At 29.9% G+C, this 20,816-nt stretch carries 18 protein-coding genes; 1 reads left to right on the top strand and 17 read right to left on the bottom strand.

The genetic code is table 11. From position 1 onward, the window contains the following. Window positions 1–66 precede the first annotated feature (66 nt). The 9 genes from ACWG42_RS05340 to ACWG42_RS05300 form a co-directional block, all read right to left on the bottom strand. On the bottom strand, window positions 67–1,959 hold the full coding sequence (locus ACWG42_RS05340; protein WP_455790628.1) for a glucose PTS transporter subunit IIA: 1,893 nt from the start codon (window positions 1,957–1,959) through the stop codon (window positions 67–69). Then, complete coding sequence (locus tag ACWG42_RS05335; protein ID WP_455790626.1) at window positions 1,952–3,628, bottom strand: alpha-glucosidase; 1,677 nt, start codon at window positions 3,626–3,628, stop codon at window positions 1,952–1,954. Before ACWG42_RS05335 ends, ACWG42_RS05340 begins: the two co-directional genes overlap by 8 nt. Window positions 3,629–3,640: 12 nt before the next feature. Then, complete coding sequence (locus tag ACWG42_RS05330; protein WP_455790624.1) at window positions 3,641–4,465, bottom strand: Cof-type HAD-IIB family hydrolase; 825 nt, start codon at window positions 4,463–4,465, stop codon at window positions 3,641–3,643. Between the two features lie 91 nt (window positions 4,466–4,556). Then, entirely contained in the window at window positions 4,557–5,333 is a 777-nt protein-coding gene (locus tag ACWG42_RS05325; RefSeq protein WP_455790622.1) for a MurR/RpiR family transcriptional regulator, read from the bottom strand. Next, a complete protein-coding gene (locus tag ACWG42_RS05320) occupies window positions 5,323–6,093 on the bottom strand; it encodes a MurR/RpiR family transcriptional regulator (RefSeq protein WP_455790621.1) in 771 nt (256 codons plus the stop codon). The genes ACWG42_RS05325 and ACWG42_RS05320 overlap by 11 nt, the downstream gene beginning before the upstream one ends. Window positions 6,094–6,228: 135 nt before the next feature. Beyond that, the gene (locus tag ACWG42_RS05315) at window positions 6,229–7,014 is read right to left on the bottom strand and encodes a class I SAM-dependent methyltransferase (protein WP_455790620.1); all 786 of its coding nucleotides are present in this window, start codon (window positions 7,012–7,014) and stop codon (window positions 6,229–6,231) included. 88 nt (window positions 7,015–7,102) lie between these two features. Further along, a complete protein-coding gene (locus ACWG42_RS05310; protein ID WP_455790618.1) occupies window positions 7,103–7,459 on the bottom strand; it encodes a hypothetical protein in 357 nt (118 codons plus the stop codon). Window positions 7,460–7,495: 36 nt separating this feature from the next. Then, entirely contained in the window at window positions 7,496–7,837 is a 342-nt protein-coding gene (locus ACWG42_RS05305; RefSeq protein WP_455790616.1) for an ASCH domain-containing protein, read from the bottom strand. Between the two features lie 838 nt (window positions 7,838–8,675). After that, a complete protein-coding gene (locus tag ACWG42_RS05300) occupies window positions 8,676–9,191 on the bottom strand; it encodes a DUF4865 family protein (RefSeq protein WP_455790615.1) in 516 nt (171 codons plus the stop codon). 131 nt (window positions 9,192–9,322) lie between these two features. Between ACWG42_RS05300 and ACWG42_RS05295 the strand changes: the two genes are divergently transcribed. Further along, complete coding sequence (locus tag ACWG42_RS05295; RefSeq protein WP_455790613.1) at window positions 9,323–10,162, top strand: LysR family transcriptional regulator; 840 nt, start codon at window positions 9,323–9,325, stop codon at window positions 10,160–10,162. Window positions 10,163–10,202: 40 nt separating this feature from the next. Here ACWG42_RS05295 and ACWG42_RS05290 read toward each other — a convergent pair whose 3' ends face one another. The 8 genes from ACWG42_RS05290 to ACWG42_RS05255 form a co-directional block, all read right to left on the bottom strand. Further along, window positions 10,203–10,685: an AAA family ATPase gene (locus tag ACWG42_RS05290; protein WP_455790611.1), complete on the bottom strand. Its 483-nt coding sequence runs from the start codon at window positions 10,683–10,685 to the stop codon at window positions 10,203–10,205. Window positions 10,686–11,055: 370 nt separating this feature from the next. After that, the gene (locus ACWG42_RS05285; protein WP_455790609.1) at window positions 11,056–12,144 is read right to left on the bottom strand and encodes a hypothetical protein; all 1,089 of its coding nucleotides are present in this window, start codon (window positions 12,142–12,144) and stop codon (window positions 11,056–11,058) included. Between the two features lie 534 nt (window positions 12,145–12,678). Next, window positions 12,679–13,233 (bottom strand): hypothetical protein, encoded by a 555-nt coding sequence (locus ACWG42_RS05280; RefSeq protein ID WP_455790607.1) that lies wholly within the window; start codon window positions 13,231–13,233, stop codon window positions 12,679–12,681. A gap of 216 nt (window positions 13,234–13,449) precedes the next feature. Continuing rightward, entirely contained in the window at window positions 13,450–13,983 is a 534-nt protein-coding gene (locus tag ACWG42_RS05275; protein WP_455790606.1) for a type III toxin-antitoxin system ToxN/AbiQ family toxin, read from the bottom strand. Between the two features lie 451 nt (window positions 13,984–14,434). Then, window positions 14,435–15,478 carry a hypothetical protein gene (locus tag ACWG42_RS05270; protein WP_455790605.1) on the bottom strand — a complete coding sequence of 348 codons (1,044 nt, stop codon included), beginning with the start codon at window positions 15,476–15,478 and terminating at the stop codon, window positions 14,435–14,437. A 60-nt stretch (window positions 15,479–15,538) separates the two neighbouring features. Then, complete coding sequence (locus tag ACWG42_RS05265) at window positions 15,539–17,578, bottom strand: UvrD-helicase domain-containing protein (protein ID WP_455790604.1); 2,040 nt, start codon at window positions 17,576–17,578, stop codon at window positions 15,539–15,541. Continuing rightward, on the bottom strand, window positions 17,560–19,569 hold the full coding sequence (locus tag ACWG42_RS05260) for an ATP-dependent nuclease (RefSeq protein ID WP_455790602.1): 2,010 nt from the start codon (window positions 19,567–19,569) through the stop codon (window positions 17,560–17,562). The genes ACWG42_RS05265 and ACWG42_RS05260 overlap by 19 nt, the downstream gene beginning before the upstream one ends. A 162-nt stretch (window positions 19,570–19,731) precedes the next feature. Further along, window positions 19,732–20,793, bottom strand: coding sequence for a hypothetical protein (locus ACWG42_RS05255; RefSeq protein WP_455790601.1), 1,062 nt, complete (start codon window positions 20,791–20,793; stop codon window positions 19,732–19,734). Window positions 20,794–20,816: the final 23 nt, after the last annotated feature.

The following is a 20,816-nucleotide window of genomic DNA, read 5'->3' as shown; positions in this document are numbered from 1 at the left end:
CTCACGCCTTGAAATTCTAAAGTGTTTCTTATATATTTCGTTTACACTTATTTTGATATTTCCTATTTATAAACATTCGATAGAAAGCATATCATTATGTTTCATTTCTTTTTGAACCTTTGATAGGTTCACTTTTTTACCATCGGTGAAAATGACCATAGTTGTCGTAGACTTTCCAAGTTTATGAATCTTGTCGATATCTACATGAACTAAGACATCCCCCTGTTTTACTTCTTCACCTTGTTTTACACATACCTCAAAACCTTCCCCATTTAACTCCACTGTATCGATTCCAACATGTAGTAATAACGTACCTTCTTTACCTCGAATGCCAAAAGCATGACCACTTGGAAATACAGTTTCTAATGTACCTGAAATAGGCGCTACGATTTTTCCCTCTGTGATTTCAATCGCAAAACCATCTCCCAACATTTTATTTGAGAACAATTCATCTTCTACATCTTCCAATGCGATAAGATTGCCTGTTGCTGGAGCTTGTAATACAAGTTCACATGGACCACCCAATGCTTGCATATCCCCTTCGATTGCTTCATTTTCATGAATCGCTTCTTCTGGAATTGCAAATAGATACGTAATTGTAAAGCATACTACAACAACTAGAATAGAAATGATGAAATAGAACAGAAGTTGATGTCCTTCGTAAATATACATTAAGTAAGAAGGAATTACAGCGAGTCCATACGAATTTGATTGAATATGGAAAATAGATAATAAAGCTGCACCAAGACCAGATGAGAAACACATTACAAATAGTGGTTTTAAATTATATCGCAATTGGATACCAAATAATACAGGTTCACTGATTCCAAATAACTGCGATAACATAGCTCCTACTGCAGTTTGTTTAACTTTTTGAATCTTTGTTTTCTTAATAAAGGCAAGACAAGTACCTACATTCGCAAATCCATACATAGCACATAAGGTAATAAGAGCGTTAAATCCAGTGTTTGCTAGTAAGGATGTTTCAATCATAACATACGTGTGATGAAGTCCAGTAATAACAGCAAGAGGATACGTAAATCCAATTAAGAACCCACCTACTCCAAATGGAAGTTCAATCAATATACGAATGATATCCACCATTTTTAATTCAATGATATGCATGATTGGCCCAATTCCTAACAATATGATAAGCAATGTAATTAACATAACGAAGAATGGTGTAAAAATAAGATCCAGTACATTTGGCATATGCTTACGTAAGAATTTTTCAATGGTTGCGCCTATATATCCAGTCACAATGGCAGTAAGGACACTTCCTTGACAACCAACTAGTGGAATGACACCAAATGCCATAATCGCTTTTACTCCACTGTTAGGATCCGCAACTGCATATGCATTAGGAAGGATTGGAGAGACAAGCATCAATCCAATTACCAAACCAATCACTGGAGTTCCCTTAAATACTTTAAAGGTTGACCAAACAATGATTGCCGGTAAGAAAGCAAACGCTGTTTCTGTTAATACGGAAACTAGTGTTTGGATATATGCAGGAATACTAGCACTCGTTGCGCCAAATAAAGATAGTACACTATCGTTGAACAGACATCCCTTTAATCCAAGGAATAAACCAGTAGCCGCAATCACAGGAATGATTGGCACAAAGATATCCGCTAATGTTCGCATGAATCTCTTCATCCCTTTTTCTTGGTTCTTCATGACTTCTTCTTGTTCTTTTTTGGATACTGTTTTGAGTCCCATTTGTTCTACTTCCGCATAGACTTTATTGACGATACCAGTTCCTAAAATGATTTGATATTGCCCAGCTGTAAAGAAGACTCCTTTTACCTCGTCTATTTTATCTACAAGCGCATCATCTATTTTATTTCGCTCTTTCACAAGAAGGCGTAAACGTGTGGCACAGTGTGTGATAGACAGGATATTATCTCTTCCTATTGTATCAATAATTTGTTCTGCGATAATTGCATATTTATTCATTATATTCCCTCACTTTCATCAATACAGCTTGAAATGGTTGTAACGTTATCGTTTTGTTTGTTATGAAATCTTCTTTTAAATTTTGGAAGATGATATCATATGTCGCATGACTTTCTTCTTGTATTTCTTGATAGCTAAAATTGAAGTAACAATCTATCACAGTATTCTGATAAGTTCTTCGATAAGCAATCAACTCTTTACTTTGGGTTGTGATTGGTGTGATATCACCATAGATGAGACAATCACTGTATTCACTATGTTGACGAACATCAATCATTTCCTTATAAAATTCATAAATACTATCTTCTATTCCAACTTGGTTGACCGCATTGATTTCTTTGTAATGATCATCTAGTGCTAGCCAAGGTGTATGATTGGAGAACCCTGCATAGGTTGAATCATCCCAAGGGAATGGAGTTCTAGAATTATCACGACTTCTAAGATTCACAAAGTACATTGCTTCTTCTTTAGAGAATCCTTCTTCTAAAGAACGATGGTATTGGTCGATACTAGATAGATCATTAAACTGTGATACATCATCTCTTTCGAAATTGATCATTCCTAATTCTTGTCCTTGGTATATAAATGGAGTTCCGCGTAGGAAGAAATACATAGCTCCCAACATTTTTACTGCATCTTTATTTCTTTGATGTTCTTGTAAATACTTTGTCGTTGCTCGAGGTTGATCATGGTTTTCAATGAAGTTTGCGGCCCAACCGTATTTTTGTACTTGCATTTGGCTATTTAAAATACGATTGCGTAAATCTTCGATGGTCCAAGGCATTCTTAGAAACCATTCGCTTCCTGAAGCGATATCAAGATCTGCATGTTTAAAATCAAATATCATAGAGAAGAAGCCATCCTCTCCTATAAATTCTTCTAACTGATCGTATTCAATTCCTGCTGCTTCCGCAACGGTCATACAATCATATTTCTGAAAGGTTTCTTCTTTCATTTCTTCTAAGAACTTTTCAATACCTGGTTTGTTTCTTGTAGCCTTCGTACATTTCACAAGACCATCAACACCATCACTTTCTAAGCTTTGAAAGGATAAATCTTTTTTGATAAAGGTAATAGCATCCACTCGAAATCCTGCAACACCTATACGAGACCATTTTTCAATAATATTATACAATGCTTTTCTAAGTTTTGGGTTTTCCCAGTTTAAATCTGGTTGTTTTTTTCCAAAGGAATGAAAGTAAAACTCATCTCTACCTTCTACCTTTTCCCATACACTTCCGCCAAATACAGAACGCCAATTGTTTGGTACTTGCGTTCCTTCTTTGAAAATATAGTAATCATGATATGGACTGTTCACATCATGCAATGCTTCTATAAACCAAGGATGTTCATCACTGGTATGGTTTAATACTAAATCAAGGATGATTTTAATTCCTTTTTCTTTTGCCTCTTCGATCAAATCCGTTAAATCGGACATCGTTCCAAAATCTTCCGCCACCGATAAGTAATCACTAATATCATATCCGTTATCATCCATTGGAGATTTGAAGATTGGACATAACCAAATCATGGTAATTCCTAAATTCTTCAAGTACTCTAATTGCGATTGAATACCTTTAAGATCCCCTATTCCATCTTGATTGCTATCTTTAAAACTTCTTGGATATAGTTGATAAACAACCTCTTTTTGCCACCATTGTTTCTTCATAATGTCTCCTCCTTAGATAAGCTTTCTTCTTTTTAGTTCGTTGTATACACCATCTTGAAATATGTCTTCGCAAATCGATGTGGCTTTTGCCTTTAGTGCTTCATGCCCATTTGCCATTGCGATTTTTATATTGGAATAATGAAACATATCTAGATCATTTTGCCCATCTCCAAAGCATAGGGTTTCCTCTTCTTTGATATCACACTCATGTTGTACTCTTTGTACTGCAGAGCCTTTGTCACATCCTCTTTGAACGATTTCAAAATAGGTTGTATCAGTATCTTTTTCTTGTTGTACCAAGTACATGGAAGTACCTAAGATATCCTGTATCTTTTGATATACTTCATGCTTTCCCCATAGGTAGAGTTTATGAATCGGTTCCATATTGTACTGTGCCATGTTATCAACGTATCGAATTTTTTCTTGGATGAATTGTTTATCTGTTGATCGTAGTGTCTTTCCTTTTTGTTCATTCATCGCACATAGAATTTCTTGTGCCTTTTTATTCATGAATACTTCATCGACACTTTCTAATGCAAATCCAATATTCGCATCTTTTAAAACCGATATACATTTCATCATCATTTCTTGAGGGAAGTACGCATCCCATAATACTTGGTGATGTAGTTCAATGTGATTACCTCCACCCGTGATATATCCATCCAATGAAATTGTAAGTACATCATCTGGAATTGTTGCTTTACTTCTTCCTGTGCAAATGACTACGAGGATATTCCTTTTTCGACATTCTTGTATCGCAGTGATTGCGGAATTAGGAATTCCAAGACGTTCATCTCTCAGTGTTCCATCGATATCAAGTAGTATAAGTTTGACCATGATATGTTCCTTTCTCTTTTGACAATTTCATCTTAAACCAAAAGTAAAGGGCTTTCAATCGCTGAGAGCCCTTTCGTAAATATGTTCTTTTCTAGTTCTTATTTTCATTGTTTGAAAAAATGTTCACATCACAATATAACTTATATTTCACATATAATAATTCTATAAGAATAAAATACGGTGTTGTAACTTCATAGTGCAATGTGTCATCTATTTCCATTTGCATGGTATCGATATAGAAACTTTCATCGCATAAATGAGAGAGTTCATTACTTTTCATTTTTGTAATAGATATCAAAAACGCACCCTTTAATTTCAACTGTTTCGCAAAAGATATCACTTCTTTTTGTTCACCATGCAAAGATATAAAGAAGACAACATCCCCTTCTTGTACAAACTTTTGTAACGATGGTATCGTATCTACTCCATACATATCATAGAAGCTCTTCCCTGTTGGAAGAAAAATTCGCTTCATTTCTTTTGCGGCTCTTCCTTGTTGGTATCCTTCTCCATATACGATGATTCTTTTCGCATTATAAAGCTTTTCAAATAATAACGTACAATCCTTTTGTTCTACATGATCAATCACATGATGATAGGTATCTAATACATCTTTCATGTCGTATTCTTTTCTATCGACTGCTTTCCCTTCAAAACGTAGCAGAGCTTTTAATTCACTATACCCTGGAAGCTGTAATTTCTGTGCAAATCTAGATAACGCACTTGTGGAAACATGATATTTCTTTGAGAACTCTTCAATTCCTAAATGAATACAATCTTCTCTATGTTGTACGATACAAGTACAAATATATTCATCATTGGCTGTAAAGTGATCAAAATGCACGTTGATTAATTCTTCAAACTTCATTTTCTTCACCCCCATGTTCCATCTTTTTCTTATATTCTAAATACTTCATAAACAACATATCCAACAACGCATAAAAAACTCCAACCATTTCATAAGAAACATATTGTTTATTATCCAATCGTTGTGTTGCTGCATATACATTCATTTCACACATCGAAGAAATTGTATTATTTTGTAAACGTGTAATGGATAAGGTATGTATATGAGAAGACATATCTTTCATGACTTCAATTCCTTCTTTAGTTTCCCCTGACAATGAAATTATGATAAATACATCATCTTTTTGAAACCCATCTTTCATAAGTGCTATCTCACCATAATCAAATAGGTCAATGACACACTTCCCGACCGTCAAAAAGATACGTTTGAATTCCTGAGCAATGCTTTTTTGTTCATTACCAGTGCCATATATATAAATGGTATCCGCATGATATAGTTTTTCGCAAATCTGTGTAAATGATATTTTATTTAAATCTTGTATCATAAGATGATACGATTCACATACATTATGAAAATCTAGTTGTGTAGGCTGTTCTACATCACTTTCTTTTAGTAAATACTTCAGTTCTGAAAATGATTGTAAGGATATTTTTCTACACACTCTTAAAAGCGTTGCTCGCGATACATGACAAGCTTGTGCTACTTCATCACAAGAAGCTTGGGCAAGCAATAAACGATTTGATAAAATAGTCTTAAGAATCTGTTTATCACTCGTATTCAAGTCATCGTAATAGGTATTCATCAACTTTTCTAATTCCACAGCGTTCACCCTAATCCTTATATGCTTAATTATGACATTTTGTGATAGAAAAAACAATTTTGTTTTACAAAATTTGAGAATTATTAGAATTGCTTCATCCCCTTACTGTATGATTTCTAAGGTGCATAGTTTACATTACACTTTCCTTAATTCTGCAATTGCTCCATAATGCAAAACTTCAAATTCAGAAGGAGCAATCTCCTGTAACAACTGCATATGTTCTTCTTCCCATGCTTTAACTTCATCTTCACTTAGAGAAGCGCCAACACCTCGACATGCTTTCATTCGTCCATGCCAACTTTCACGTGTGAATTTGATGGATAAAGGGTATTCCTCATGATAAACATATTCAAATTTATCGCGATAGCATTCAGGTATGGAAATAGGATGTATCCTCTCTCCACAACCGTTCCATTCAGGATTATATTTCAACACAAGGTTTTCACTTGCCCCAGCAATTTTATCCTCAAAAGGTAGCCATGCCATATACAAGATAAGAATCCTTCCATTCGGCTTTAACATATCATATAACTTAGGCATAATGTGTTCATGATCAAAATACCAAAAGCACTGGCATGCGGTAATCACATCGAATGAATTCTTTGGAAAATCAATATGTTCTGTAGGCAATGCATAATACTTGATATCCATATCAACAGAGAGCATTTTCGCCTGTTCAATCTGTTGTTCAGAAATATCTGTACCTGTCCATGTTGCACCATAGCGAACCATATTTCTTGGCAAAACACCTGTTCCAGTCCCAATATCAAGAACATTTTGTCCTGTTATACAAAGATTGCGAGAAGTGATTTTATCATAGAATTCTTGTGGATATATGTCTCTGTATCTTGCGTAATCAGCTGATGTCTTACCCCAATCAAAAGCTTTTCCACCATCTACATTTTTGTCTGTAATATGCATGTTTCAAACTTCCTTTCCATCATTTACACTACGTTATTGAAAATATCATGCGTAGTTTAAAGCATACCTAATTCCCTTATTATAAGTACTAAAGGTTCTTCATACTCTCTTCAATCAATTCCTTTGATAGCTCCATTGCACGTAAAGTTTTAAGGTAGCGATTGTATTGTGCTGTCCCTGCTTCATATTTGCTTTGCGCCTTAGTACATTTGTGAATGATTGATAGAATGGGAGGCAATGCCTTTTCTAATTCTTCTTTGGAATACGTTCGTATCTGTTTTTCAATAAGCTCTTTTGAAATATATAATGCATGTAATCGATTCTTCAGTAAAGTATATTGAGAACATCCTTCTTTAAACTTCAGCTGAGCTTTTTCACACCTCGAAATAAGAGATTTTAATTCTTGTAAAATTTCTTCCTTATCTTGTTCTATATCACTTTTCATATAATTTTACTCCTTATAAGATTACTAAAATGATTATCATTCATTTATAACACGTACTTCAATTCCCATAACACCATACTTATCAATTTCTTCTTGCGAGTAATATAATAACATGTCGTTAGGATCTGCGTTTTGTTCCTGCGTATAACCTATGGAACTTTTGTCATGAACCAAATATAATTCATCGAAAGATTGATAAATATGTTTATCTAAAACTAGACATCTCAAAATTTCTTTCGTATCTATATTAGTAAACTCTATGATATCATCCTTCTGTATTTGAGTTCTTTTCTCATCATTTAAACGCATTTCTATAGTCTTTGTTTTATTCTTTATTGCCTCAAACGAGTCTGCCCATAAAGTCATTTCAAAATTCATGATATACCTCCTCAACATCGTTTCTATTCTGTCATTTTAACATGATACATTCCATTTAAAAAGACTTATCAGATATTCCTTTATCTAATAAGTCGCAACTTGAAACATGCTATCTGTATCTTTACAGAAATACTGAACTGCTGTTGTACTAATCATCATTGCGGTTGGCATCACACCTGGAACCATTCACCTTTAACCTACAAAATACAGATTGCGAATATGATCTTATTTTGAAGGATAGCCTTCAAATGTTGAATAATTATTAATATTGATTGATGTATATGGTTTGCCATAATACATAAAAGGTTCCTTCAACGAAAAACAATGTTCTCTGGAAGATTACTCATATCATATTTCTCATCTTAAGATATGAATGTACGGTTTACAGGGTTAAGTTCATTTCGTAGCTGATTCATTCATAATTGGATACGATGATATTCCTTTAACGAAATATATTTCTCCAGTAGGAAAAACCATCAAACAAAACTTTTATGAGTTTGGAAAAAATCCATTGATTTATTGATTGAATTGAATCAGAATCAAAAGTGATAACACTGCTTTATGGAATATCAACTGATGAAACGTGAAAGTGTAAAGAAATAATAGTTTTATTCTTGTATAGGATAGATTCACTTCTTTTCTATGAAGTGCACAAGATAATTTCAATTAACAGAAGATATACCAACAATGATGATACATGATCCATATATCGATATCGTATAATACTATAAAAATACTTTGTAAAAAGTATGAGCGAGAGCATAAAAGAACCATATGATTAATGAATCTCTATGGTTCTTTTACATTTCTTACTTGTACTCGACCTTCGCAACAATCTTTACTTCCCTTTTGATAAATGTAGAATTTCATATACTCTACCATTCTCTATTTCATTTGGCCGATTACCAAAAAAATAAAATTCGCTATATTTCCATTTGTCTGGATTATAAATTAATACTTCCCCCAAGCAATTATCCAGTTTCATTGACATCTCCAACGTTTTCATATGATCCATAGGCGATATAGTTTTTTCTATTTCCATTACATAATGTGAGCAATCGAAATGTTCATCAAACTTCAAGATGAAAGGTATACCGACATTTATCTTTTGCCAACCAAAGGAAGCCAAAATATTATCATAGAAGCCTTTAAAAATAAATGTATTCATTCCAGCATGGTGTTTCCACAAATATAATGGAGAATACTCTTTTCGACCTGTTTCTGAAATCAGATATGCTTTCCAAAGTAAATCTTGAAATCCATCTGTTTTCTCACCATTTTCTAAAACGCGACTTCGAATAATTTCCATATCATAATCCTCTGGTAATAAAATCTTATATTGCATAGCAATCATATATTCTCCCTCCTCAGTGAAGTAATCCTTCTTACTTCTTTGATGCATTCCTATTATACATTCAAGAAGAAGGGATGTATAATAGTTCATAATGATGCTTGCTATCATTAAAAATGATGGAGGAAATAAGTATGGAAAGTTTTGAATTGAGAGTTTTTAGAGAAGTGGCATATACAAAATCAATCACCAAAGCAGCAGAGCAAATGGGATATGTACAATCCAATATCACTGCACATATCAAAAACCTTGAAACAGAATTGGGTACAAAATTGTTCATCCGTCACAGTCAAGGTGTCACCTTAACCTCTGATGGAGAGGTATTACTTGATCAAGCAGAAAAAATATTATCTCTATTGGATACAACTTCATCCTTATTGAAAAAGACTTCAAAAACATGGAGGATTGGTACAACTCAAACAATTGCAAATTATGTACTACCAGAATTTCTAACAGAATACCAAAGACGTTTCCCGAACATGTTAATCTCAATTACAACACTGCAACAAGATTTGTTCGAAACACAGTTAAAAAACAATTTGCTTGACTGTGTGATTACCAATCAGCCCTCACCTCTACGACATGCACAACGAATCCATCAATGGAAAGAGGATATAAGACTCATAGCTCCTTCCACCTGCCAAACACTAGAAAGTATAAAAGACTATCCCATTATAACAAACAATATAAAAACTTGTCCCTATCGCAACACTCTTTTGAGTTGGTGGAATGAACAAGCATATGACATACGACAAATAATTGAATTTGACACAGTTGAGGGAATCCTTACTATGGTAGCAAGTGGAAATGGAGTTTCTTTGTTACCAGCAAGTACACTTCGAAATAGGGATGATATACAAAGTTTTAAGATAGAGGAATTGCAAGTATCTTTTCTCTATATGTGGATTTCGATGGAGCGCGATCCTTCTGATTTCGCTCTTTCATTGGAGCTTCTTGAAAAATTTTTGAAATAACAGAAAGTATAAATGGCTTTCTACCCTATTGAAATTTTCCCTAATTCTCACTTAGTAGAACACTCTTATTCATGAAATAAATTTGACATCGTATTACATGATAATCCTTTATCAGCATACCTCTTGTAAAACGAATTTCAAGAATACAACAATCAGTATCCTGTTCATCATATATTTCATTAGCAACTAAATATTTAATAGCTGCTCGTGCTAGAGGAAACATTTGAACTTCATCGAATATAATTAATGAATTACGTCTTGATAACTTTACTCCATAATATGTTGATAACATCATAAAGAAAGTGTCCAAATCATTTAAATAATTTATGAAGTACTGTTCTACTTCCGAATTTTTCTTAGCGAAATCAATAACTATATAGCTTGTGTACTCATTTTTAGCAAACTCTTCAACGATAGTTGACTTGCCATTACGTCGTGCTCCTTCTAATGAAATCGTTTTATTACCATTACTATCATTTTTCCAATCAAGCAATTTTGAATATATTTTTCTTCTTAGTACCATATGAGTTAACCTCCTTGTTGAAATACGCATATATAAAAATATAGAAATCTGTTGATATACGCAAGTTATCATAAATCTATTTTAGGTGGGATACGCAGAAAAAAAGGCATCCCTACCGGACACCTCTTAACCACTTGCAACTATTCAAATACTACTTAGCCGACCGTTTACTAAACATATTTGTTCAAGTTGACGTACATTTTAAACTGTTTCCTACCCATATTATACATTTTATATGTGGTTTTGCAATGAAATAGTATCAGAATGGTATCAATCATTTTAAGCGTAGTGTAGCTTTTAAACTTTTGAAATTAATATAAGTAACTTTGCATGTTTATATAATTTTTTTCATATTATATTGGAACTTCCTTTAATTATCCTTGGAATACTCTATGATTAAAAAATCATTATTTTCAGATCTCTCTATTTTATCTAATTTAATCGCTTTAGTTAATATACTTTCTTTATTAAGATAAACATATTCATTTTCGATTGACCTCATAACAGTTTTATTTTCTGTAGAACATTTAGGCATCTCTTCTATTGGTAATGCAATATAATAATCTTCTTGTTCAAATAATATATACTCTTTTTCTTCATGCTTTGTCATATAAATTTCTCTAGTTCTTTCAGCGCTGCTCCAACCTAATGACGTGAATAGAATCAGCAGGATAGCGATAGGGATGATAATAATTACTATTATTACACTCAACAAATAAATGGGTTTCCATTTCTTATCTTTTTTCTCTAGATCATTCTCTTCTTTAGTATTCTCCATTGATTTACCAAAAAAACAAATTACCTTATCAGTAAATATATTTAACTTATCATAAATCCACCTAACAGCTGTAAAATAGCTTGAAACCATCATGATCTCTAACACTAAGATAAATGATTCCTTCCAATTGATATCTTCGTATATTGCCCAGCTAACAACAAATATTGTAATAGCCAATAAAATGATTGTTATTATTAAGCTGTAACCTTCTCTTTCAAAATAATGTTGTAAAAAAAACAATATCAATAAAGGAATAGCTGGTAAAAATATGCATCTAAAAATGTCTTTATCTGTTAGTGTTACACGTGTAAGCACAAATAAATAAAAGACTGAAAGTATTAGCATTAATAACATTGATTGTGTACAAAACGTCTTTTTATAATTAGTTTCACTACTTTCTCTCTTATCTTGAATTTTAGGTTCTAATGCAAGAAACACAGATACAAAAAATAATAATACGATAATAAAGGTAAAAAACATTCCCACAAAGTCATATTCAATTCTTATTGTTTTTTTCAAACCAAAAAATGCACTATATCCTAATTCATATCTGTTCGAAATTAAATTAAACAAAAATATTGTTACCGATATAAGAAAAGAGGTAATTAATGTTATTATTCCTGCCTTATTGTTTATATTGTTAATCCATTTTTTTGTTTCACTACTAATTTTATCATTCATTTATTTCTCCTTCTTTGATAATAATTTTGCAATAAAATTTAATCTTTTTAATTAGTATGTATATCCCCAATCTTCAAACTACTGAACTATAGTTTTTCCTATTTTGTAGATAATACTGGTATCGATAACTGGAAACATCTCATCAATATTTTGCTTTTAAACGCTATTTTAAAATCGTTAATATGCATTCTGATATAGTCCGAAAAATTGATATATTCTTGCTCGTTTTCAAATACTGGAATGACCATTAAGGCTTTGCTATAGCTTAATTTTTCATATTGGTAACATTACTTACCAAAGAAAAGATTAAGGATAAAAAAAATACAATTAATTATACTTTTAATTACATTTTCCATATTTCAGAAAAATCGGTTATTATCATTTTACTAAAATCACTCATATTTCTTATTGCTTTTCTTTTCAATGGATTGAATTCACTTTTTAACTTTTTGTATTTCTCCCATATTCCATCACCGTATCTTTTCATATAATAATAAGATTTATTATCTGCGTTTCTAATCATAAAATTATAATTTATAATATCTTCAAAACAATTATACTAGCTTTGAGTTCTTCACTTTTATAATCATTTTTAGACAATATTTGACCAGACAAAATTGTAGCATGAGACCATTGACACAAATTTTTCCAAAATAATTTCAAATTCTCTTGATTTGGTTTTTTTATCTTATTAATAACATCTTTAGAAATCTGAATTTCACTTTCTTCAGACCATCTCTTATATAGTTTTTTGCTATTTGTAAGTAAAACAAATTTTCCGATCATTAAACTCTCAAATATATTTCTATAAATTATGTTTGCTTCTCCATATAATCCAATCATGTTTAAATTCAAACAAGTATAAATAGAAAGAAAATTCTTATATGCAATCGAAAATGTCATATCAAAATATTCATCACCATAAAATTTAGCATTATTTAATATAATCACATATATTTTGTATTGTGTATCTAACATCCGTATAATATTATCAAATTCTTTTGAATATCTTTTGTTTATATTAATTCTTTTTTCTTCCAACTCTTTATTGAGTTCTTCATATAAGTTAATAATATCTTCTTTCTTCATAACAACTCCCCTTGCCACGATTCTTACATCAATCACTTTGAAATAGTTCCTCTTTTCCCAAACGATATTACATTAGCACTATTCAAATTCTTCACAACAATCATTATACTAAATTCAACCCTTTTTCATCTTTGTTTTACGCCAAATATTCTGACTATACAAGCTAATGTTATCAAACTGGTATCAATAATTTACAATTACTTATCGTAAATATTTCTATTTCCATTCTAACATTTTTGTCTCCAATATATTAAAGTTACAATACGCAAATAAGACATCTCCTGTTCTCTTTTGATATCTTATAACACTTTTTGTTTTACTTATGATTGTTTCTTTTTTACTCGCACAAAACGCATATTCTTTCGCAAGCAGGTCTCGATCTTTATGTTTCCTTATATCAATTTCAAAAAAACTGCCATCAGGCACAGGTATAGACTTTCTAAAGTCAACAACTGAAATTAATTTTTTAATTTGTGCATTTGGCAATTTCAGATAAATATCATTTTTATGTATTTCTTCCTTTGTTATATTTTCATAAATAACAAGATAATCTTTACCAGTGTTTTTAAGTTTTAAATGCTTTTGTTTTGCTGAAGTCAAAGGAACAAAATAATTTATACCATTATCAAACACAATAATCCCTATATATGGTTTATTCTCATAATCATGCCTTTTCTTATTCAAATAAACTTCATGATCAAATGAATTTAGATACTTTATATAATCTATGTTGATAGTATAAAATTTCATATGCCCTCCATTATAAACAAAAGGAAGGAACAATGTCCTTCCACACTTTAACGCCCTACACTTATGGCGGTAGGAGCCGTACTATCGGTATTTCTACCTTCAAATATATTATACATTTTTACATGCATAAGTCAATGAGGTTTTATCCTATTGACAATATTATGATATGCTAAGTTACAGATGTTTATTCAAATTTCATGAATCCATATATTTTCACTAATCTGCTTAAATTAGGATTTAGTATCTATTCTACCTATTGCACTAATTTTACAATATTTTTGCTATTTTTAATAAAGCAAGGTCATAAAACAATATAGGCATATGTTAAATGATGAAGAAAAAATACAAATAAATGAAAAAATTTGATATTCATTAATATAAGCAATGTTTTTTTACTTTATTAATTTATTTTAATTATCTGTATGGTATAAATGACGCTTTTCTGACACTTTTATATTTCCTTGATCTTTTTACTACTCACTTTAATCTGTCTAAAAAGTGCTGTACGCAATAAATCATCTAATAGACAACAAGTATGTAGTAATATCCAGTTTAGTCTACTATACTCAGAGTAATCAAAATTATAATCTTTCATATATTTTTGTGCAAATTTTTCTGCTTTACCATTAAATACCTTAAAATCGCCATGACCAATTTTATTTCTCATTTGCCTTAACAGTTTTGCTACATCCAAGGAATCGCTCCCATAAATTCTATCTAAATAAGGTACCAACAATGCATCTAGTTGATTTGTTTCTTGCTTAGGTTTTAGTAATAGCAATTCTAGCAGTGAAAACGTTTTTAGATAGTGGTTATGATTATAACTATTATCTTTATAAATACCATTCATAATATAATCTAATTTATAATAATCATTTTCTGATTCAATCATTGAATCAATGCTCTTGCCCATAGATTTTAAATCACCTATATATTGATTCTGAGTCTTCCATCCTTTAAATTCTGATTTTAGACGTAGACTTAGATTTGAAATTATTCTAGTCTCTTCTCTATTATCCATATTACCTGTATAAATACAATTCATATGAATTCCATCTTCTATTTTTTCATTTACAAAGTTGCTGAAATATATAACTTTTTCTGCGTAGTCTTCCTCACAAAATCTTCCATCAAAGCAATTTGTTGTCCAATCAAAGAAAGGCATATCTATATAATCATAGTCAAAAAATAGACACACCATATTATTAGCAAGACACTGAACACAATTTTTAATAGTTTCTAAATTAAATTTAGAGTAATCTTCTATATTCACATGAACGATTTCTTGTAAATATGATAAAGAATATTCTGGTTGGAAACTTTGTCCGTACGCCCTCATTTCCTCATCTATAATCACAGGTTGTAGGCGAATCTCTTTAAGCATATCTTCTACTAATCCATTCTTCCAATCGGTAGGTACGTTTGATATATATATATTTAATTTATCCGAAATTTTTATTTTTTCTATTTTTCCATAAACATCAATTACTAACAATTGTATCCCCCTCTTCAATATTAATGTCCATTTTTCAATAAATATTAGAATATTCTTTTATTATTTATTATCAATAAATTTTATTTCTTCTGCATTTGGAAATTTATTTTTAAAACATTCAACTTCACTCTCTAACAATAAACGAATACAAACTAAAGATTTTTTTGCCCTTGAGCATGCAACATATATTAATTTCTGAGAATTCATCCATTGTTTCTGTTTAAGTTGAGCTTGTTTATCGTTGTATATAGTTGAAAAATCGTATTCACTCCAACAATACTCTTCCATAACAACAATCACTGAATCAATACTTGAACCCTTTGTTTTATGCATCGTTATATGTTTACCTGCCTCATCTAAGTAATTGGTATAACTTAATACCTCTGAAAATTTTATAGACTCTGAAAATAAGGTTTCTATAAAGTTTTCCTTTTTTAGCAAATCATTGTAATAATTAAACTCCTCTTCTGAACCTAAATCAAATGATTCTCTTATTCTTGCATAAGTATTTAAACCTTTTTGAAATAAATCCTTAAACTGTTGATACTTAGTGTTTTTTAACAGATTCTCTTTAAATTTATCATTTGACATAATAATATGCTTGCTTGTTTCTGTTGCACTAATTAATTTATTATCTAAAGCATATTGATATGCACCAGATACTGATATCTCCCTATCTGATAAAAGATGTTGTATAATTTCTTGCAATTTAATTTTATCTTGAGAGTTCTGTATTATATATCCACCCCTTTTTACAAATTTAATAGTAATATTATATTTCTCTTTTTTATAAGAACTACAAATATCACATATGTCTAATATTTGTATACGTTTTAGGTAATTTTCCATTCTATCATTAACTTCAGTATACCTTTTATCAAATGTCTCATAAAGTTTCTTAAAACCCTCTTTTTCAGCTATTGCCTTATTTGTCAATAATAAAATCTTTGCCTGTATATTATTTTTTTCTGCTTCTTTAATTAATAAATCAACCTTTAATGAGAATGCTTCTTTTTCTTCAGATGAACTTCTACTATGAGGTCTTTTATCACAAATAGAATATAGTACTCTTACACTACCATGTCTATCATTTTTATCTTGAATTTCACCTGTTGGTAACCGAGCTAAAGCTACATTTTGTTGTATATCATCTAACCTTAAAGTATTAATAATTTCAATAACTTCATAAGAACATCTATAATTATCTTCTTTGGGTACTACAACTAAGTCTCCATGCTCTACAACATCATCAACTTCCTCTACTCCATTGGTATATATCGCTTGCATAGAATCACCAAATAAACACATAGCTATTCTATTTCTAGCATTCTTTTTTATTAATTTCAGTAAATCCTTAATTACTTCTTTGCATGTATCTTGATATTCATCAATAAAAATATAATCATACTTATCTGTTACAATTTTACTTAAAATCGGATATCTTTCAAATAGTAAATGTGTTATGGCTAGTAAGCCATCATGACCATATGTTAAATCATCTAAACTATCAAATTTTGTCTCATTATATTTTATGTTCATATAATCTTTTGAATTAATCTTTTCAATAATATATTGATTCAAATCACTTATTTGCTGATTCAACAAGGCATTGTATGTAATTGGATCTTTATCATACTCCCTTTTACCAGTTACTTTATCAATTGTTTCCTTTTTAAGTATGTAAAGTTTTCTAGCAAATTTTTCGTATATTTTCTTAAATTTGTCATATTCTGCTTTATTATATTCTTTTTCATTCTCAATATCCTCAAGTTCTAAGCGCTCCATCTCAGGAACTAAATATAGTGGTGATATAATACTATATATATTCTTTTTATATCTCTTAATCAAATCGTGTAAAAAGGAATGTATAGTACTTACTGGGTATTTGTTCCCTATACGTTCTTCGATCTCATGGACAGCAGTATTAGTATGTGTAATACATATTACGCGTGCACTTGGATTTGTATTAGATAAATATAAGAGCAGTTCTTTAACAGATTCTGTTTTTCCACTACCTGCCCCTCCTTGTAAGATGAAACTTTGTTTATCGTCTAAATATTTTTTACATAGAGGCATTACATCTAATTTTTTTGTAGCCATTTTAAGCCCTCCCTAATATAAGAAGGAATAGCCCAATCTACATTTTCAACATGTGCTATAAAAAGCAGTGAAGAAGCAAAATCTGACTTCTTATCAATGACTTTGGATGTTAAATCGTATATATTTGGATTGGTATGAAATTCTTCTATATTTTTTAGCCCCTTAATCTCCTCACATCTATCTTTTATTTCGTTATAATTTACATTTATAAATGCATCTTCAAAACTTCGTGCATGATATTCTTTCTCTTCTTTCTGATATGCTATATAAACATAATCAGTTGGATTTGAGAGACTACCACTAATTAATTTTTTTAACCAATCTTGAAAATCCTTTTCATCTTTAATACTTGGTGCACTTAAAAAATATTTAATTGTTGCATTGCTAATATTGTCAGGAGAGTCCTGTACTGCTTCTGCTTTATACTTAATACCCTTCTCTGTTATTGTTGCTTTTGTAGTATCTATGTCAGTAATAATAAGTGTTGTTATTTTTAAAATCTCAAAAAAATGTTTAAATGTCTTAGCATTAGCACCCACTTGTAATATTGACACATTCTGAGAAGATATTGGAATATAACTAGGTTTTTCACCAGGATGTTTTTCTAAATAACATTTCTCTTTTATAAGTTCCTGTTTGTCATATTTAGTTATGAAATATGGCATTAGCATATTTTCGGTTACTCCTTCAATAAATATAACCTTATCAGCGAAAAATAACTCTGCTGATTCTAGACTTAAGTATTGATTTAAAAACTTAAATTGCTGTTCTTCATCTTTGTATTTATCTCTCAAATCCTCATATAAATTTAAAATTTTTATATTAATGTATCCATTTTTATCTTTTTCGGAAAGCATGTATCTTATATTGTTAAAGGGGTGATTTGATACAATTTGTGGTGAATGTGTAGTAATGATTGATTGTACTCCTGGCATATCGTCAATAATATCATTAATCTTTCTAGAAAAAATATATTGAAGCTGAGGATGAGTATGTGCTTCTGGTTCTTCTATAAAAAGAAGTTTTATATCTTTGTTATTTTTAATAAAATTATTTTTTTTAATCTCTATATTAAGTAAAAGATATAGAATATTCATATAACCTAGTCCATTTAGATATTCTGGTAATTGCTCAGTCGAGGTATTAATACCATAAACCACCTCTGATGAATCACTTAATATTTCTTGTGCCTTTAAATTAGAAACAACTCTAAGGGTATCTAAACCCAGAAAATTTTTCGCATTATCAAGAAAGTCATTAAAAAACAATTCATAATTACTATCTAATTCAGAATCCATAATATCAATTAAAGAATTAATTTTTTCAAACTTATCAGGACTATTTTGATTTAAATTATTAAAATAATTAGTGGCCAATCTTGAGAGAACCTTGTTACCACTTTTTTCTTCAGAACTCGATACACTTCTTTTGGCATGTATAATCTCAAAATCTATAAGTTTTTTAACATCTTTTATATCCTTTTTTACCAAACGAATCCTATTTTCTATTTCAAGATCTTCTAAACTATTAAATGTATATATATTTTTTTCTAAATACTCGTTAAGATATTTCCTAATGAACTTTTCTTTAGAAATTTTTTTTGTGTTTTTCATGGCCTCTAAAAGTTCCTCTTTTTTGATAATACATTCAAAAAGGATATTTACATCTTTACGTGTCGCATCTAAATCCATGATAAACTCTGATATATGACAAAGATTGTCCTGTTCTTCATACTCAATATTTAATATAAGTTGTATTGCTAAATCAGTCTCTATTGTTTCAGCATTTATATTTAAAATTTCTTTTCTTTTGCACAATGAAAAGTCATTAAAATCAAACGATAAATTATTCATAAATCTCTCAAATAGAACAAAAAATGAAGTTTTCCCACTATTATTTCTGCCAATTAATAAGCAAAGATTATCTTTAAAGTTAAGTGTAGAATCAGATAATATTCTGAAATTACGAATTTGAATAGTCTTTATATACATTGATTTATCCTCCCTATAACTATTTTGTCTTATGACTTATTTATTTCGTCATTTATTTGGTCACTCTTAATTTAACTTTCATTTTACAATACATGATGATGAAGTTTTAATCTATTAAACGTTATAATATAGACGAAGAAAAAAAATATTTTCATTGCCCATTTATATAAAAAATCTACATACAATAATAAATAAAAAAATTAAAAACAACAAAATATATGCAAATTGTATTCTTGGTTTTTTGATATAATATTTAAAATCCTCTCCAATAAAATGCAATTTGTCGATGTAAAATTTTTCAATTCTTTTATATTCGTTAATATGCTGATAAAATTCAACATAATATATAATAAAAATTATAATTAATGCGCAAGCCAAGATAACTAAAATAATTTGTACTTTCTCTGTATGAGAAAAAATAATTAAGTGAGCTAAATTGGTATTTTTAGAATCTTTAATAGCATCGAAAATAGCTATTCCAATTGCACTTAGCCAAGTTAATAATTTCAAATGTAAAGAATGTTGAATTTTATTTTTTGATTCTTCTAGTTTAATAAAATCATTTTTTAATAAATTAACTTGTTCGAAATAATCGCTTACTTCTCCATGTATTATCCTATTAAAGATACTGTCACAATTCAATAAGTCTTTTGAGCTTAAGTTGTATTTCTTATCTTTTGAAATAACATTTCTAATAATGCCTAATTTTATTTTATAGACATTAGTGTGTTTCTGATTTTCAATTATCCAATTATAAACATTTGTTAAATCAAAGTTCATATCATCCTCATAATTTATAGTAAATTTAAAAAGGTTATTATCTGACTTTATTTGAAAATCAAAAATATTATCTTTATAATTTGTTACATTTGATAAGAAAAGCAGAATATAAATGTTTTTAATTTTTTTTACAGTATCACTTTCTGAGAAATAACTTAAAATTTGAATAGATATTTTTATTCTTTGCTTATTGCTAATATCAATATTGTTATCACTAACTATTTCATTATAAATAGAGTAATCTGTATTTTCAAGAGTCGCTATAGTTCCTGCTTTAGAAATATATTTAAGTGCTCCATCAAAACGCTTTATATACATTTTATCTAAAATACTGATAAAATTGGAAACAGATTGGAAGTATTCCTCCTCCATAAATAGGAAATCAGAATTATTATATACTATAGATTTCTCATCTTCCTCTTCAATAGAAATATTATGTTGCATTAGGAATTCTAAGATATCTGTAT

Source organism: Amedibacillus sp. YH-ame10, assembly GCF_053848885.1.
The sequence above is the reverse complement of the archived record's forward strand: the minus strand, read 5'-3'. Positions and strand labels throughout refer to the sequence as shown.

Bases quoted from the DNA above. Each gene is read 5' to 3' on its own strand.
- ACWG42_RS05340 (WP_455790628.1), bottom strand. From the start codon at position 1,959: ATGAATAAATATGCAATTATCGCAGAACAAATTATTGATACAATAGGA.
- ACWG42_RS05335 (WP_455790626.1), bottom strand. From the start codon at position 3,628: ATGAAGAAACAATGGTGGCAAAAAGAGGTTGTTTATCAACTATATCCA.
- ACWG42_RS05330 (WP_455790624.1), bottom strand. From the start codon at position 4,465: ATGGTCAAACTTATACTACTTGATATCGATGGAACACTGAGAGATGAA.
- ACWG42_RS05325 (WP_455790622.1), bottom strand. From the start codon at position 5,333: ATGAAGTTTGAAGAATTAATCAACGTGCATTTTGATCACTTTACAGCC.
- ACWG42_RS05315 (WP_455790620.1), bottom strand. From the start codon at position 7,014: ATGCATATTACAGACAAAAATGTAGATGGTGGAAAAGCTTTTGATTGG.
- ACWG42_RS05310 (WP_455790618.1), bottom strand. From the start codon at position 7,459: ATGAAAAGTGATATAGAACAAGATAAGGAAGAAATTTTACAAGAATTA.
- ACWG42_RS05305 (WP_455790616.1), bottom strand. From the start codon at position 7,837: ATGAATTTTGAAATGACTTTATGGGCAGACTCGTTTGAGGCAATAAAG.
- ACWG42_RS05300 (WP_455790615.1), bottom strand. From the start codon at position 9,191: ATGATTGCTATGCAATATAAGATTTTATTACCAGAGGATTATGATATG.
- ACWG42_RS05295 (WP_455790613.1), top strand. From the start codon at position 9,323: ATGGAAAGTTTTGAATTGAGAGTTTTTAGAGAAGTGGCATATACAAAA.
- ACWG42_RS05290 (WP_455790611.1), bottom strand. From the start codon at position 10,685: ATGGTACTAAGAAGAAAAATATATTCAAAATTGCTTGATTGGAAAAAT.
- ACWG42_RS05285 (WP_455790609.1), bottom strand. From the start codon at position 12,144: ATGAATGATAAAATTAGTAGTGAAACAAAAAAATGGATTAACAATATA.
- ACWG42_RS05280 (WP_455790607.1), bottom strand. From the start codon at position 13,233: ATGAAGAAAGAAGATATTATTAACTTATATGAAGAACTCAATAAAGAG.
- ACWG42_RS05275 (WP_455790606.1), bottom strand. From the start codon at position 13,983: ATGAAATTTTATACTATCAACATAGATTATATAAAGTATCTAAATTCA.
- ACWG42_RS05265 (WP_455790604.1), bottom strand. From the start codon at position 17,578: ATGGCTACAAAAAAATTAGATGTAATGCCTCTATGTAAAAAATATTTA.
- ACWG42_RS05260 (WP_455790602.1), bottom strand. From the start codon at position 19,569: ATGTATATAAAGACTATTCAAATTCGTAATTTCAGAATATTATCTGAT.
- ACWG42_RS05255 (WP_455790601.1), bottom strand. From the start codon at position 20,793: ATGCAACATAATATTTCTATTGAAGAGGAAGATGAGAAATCTATAGTA.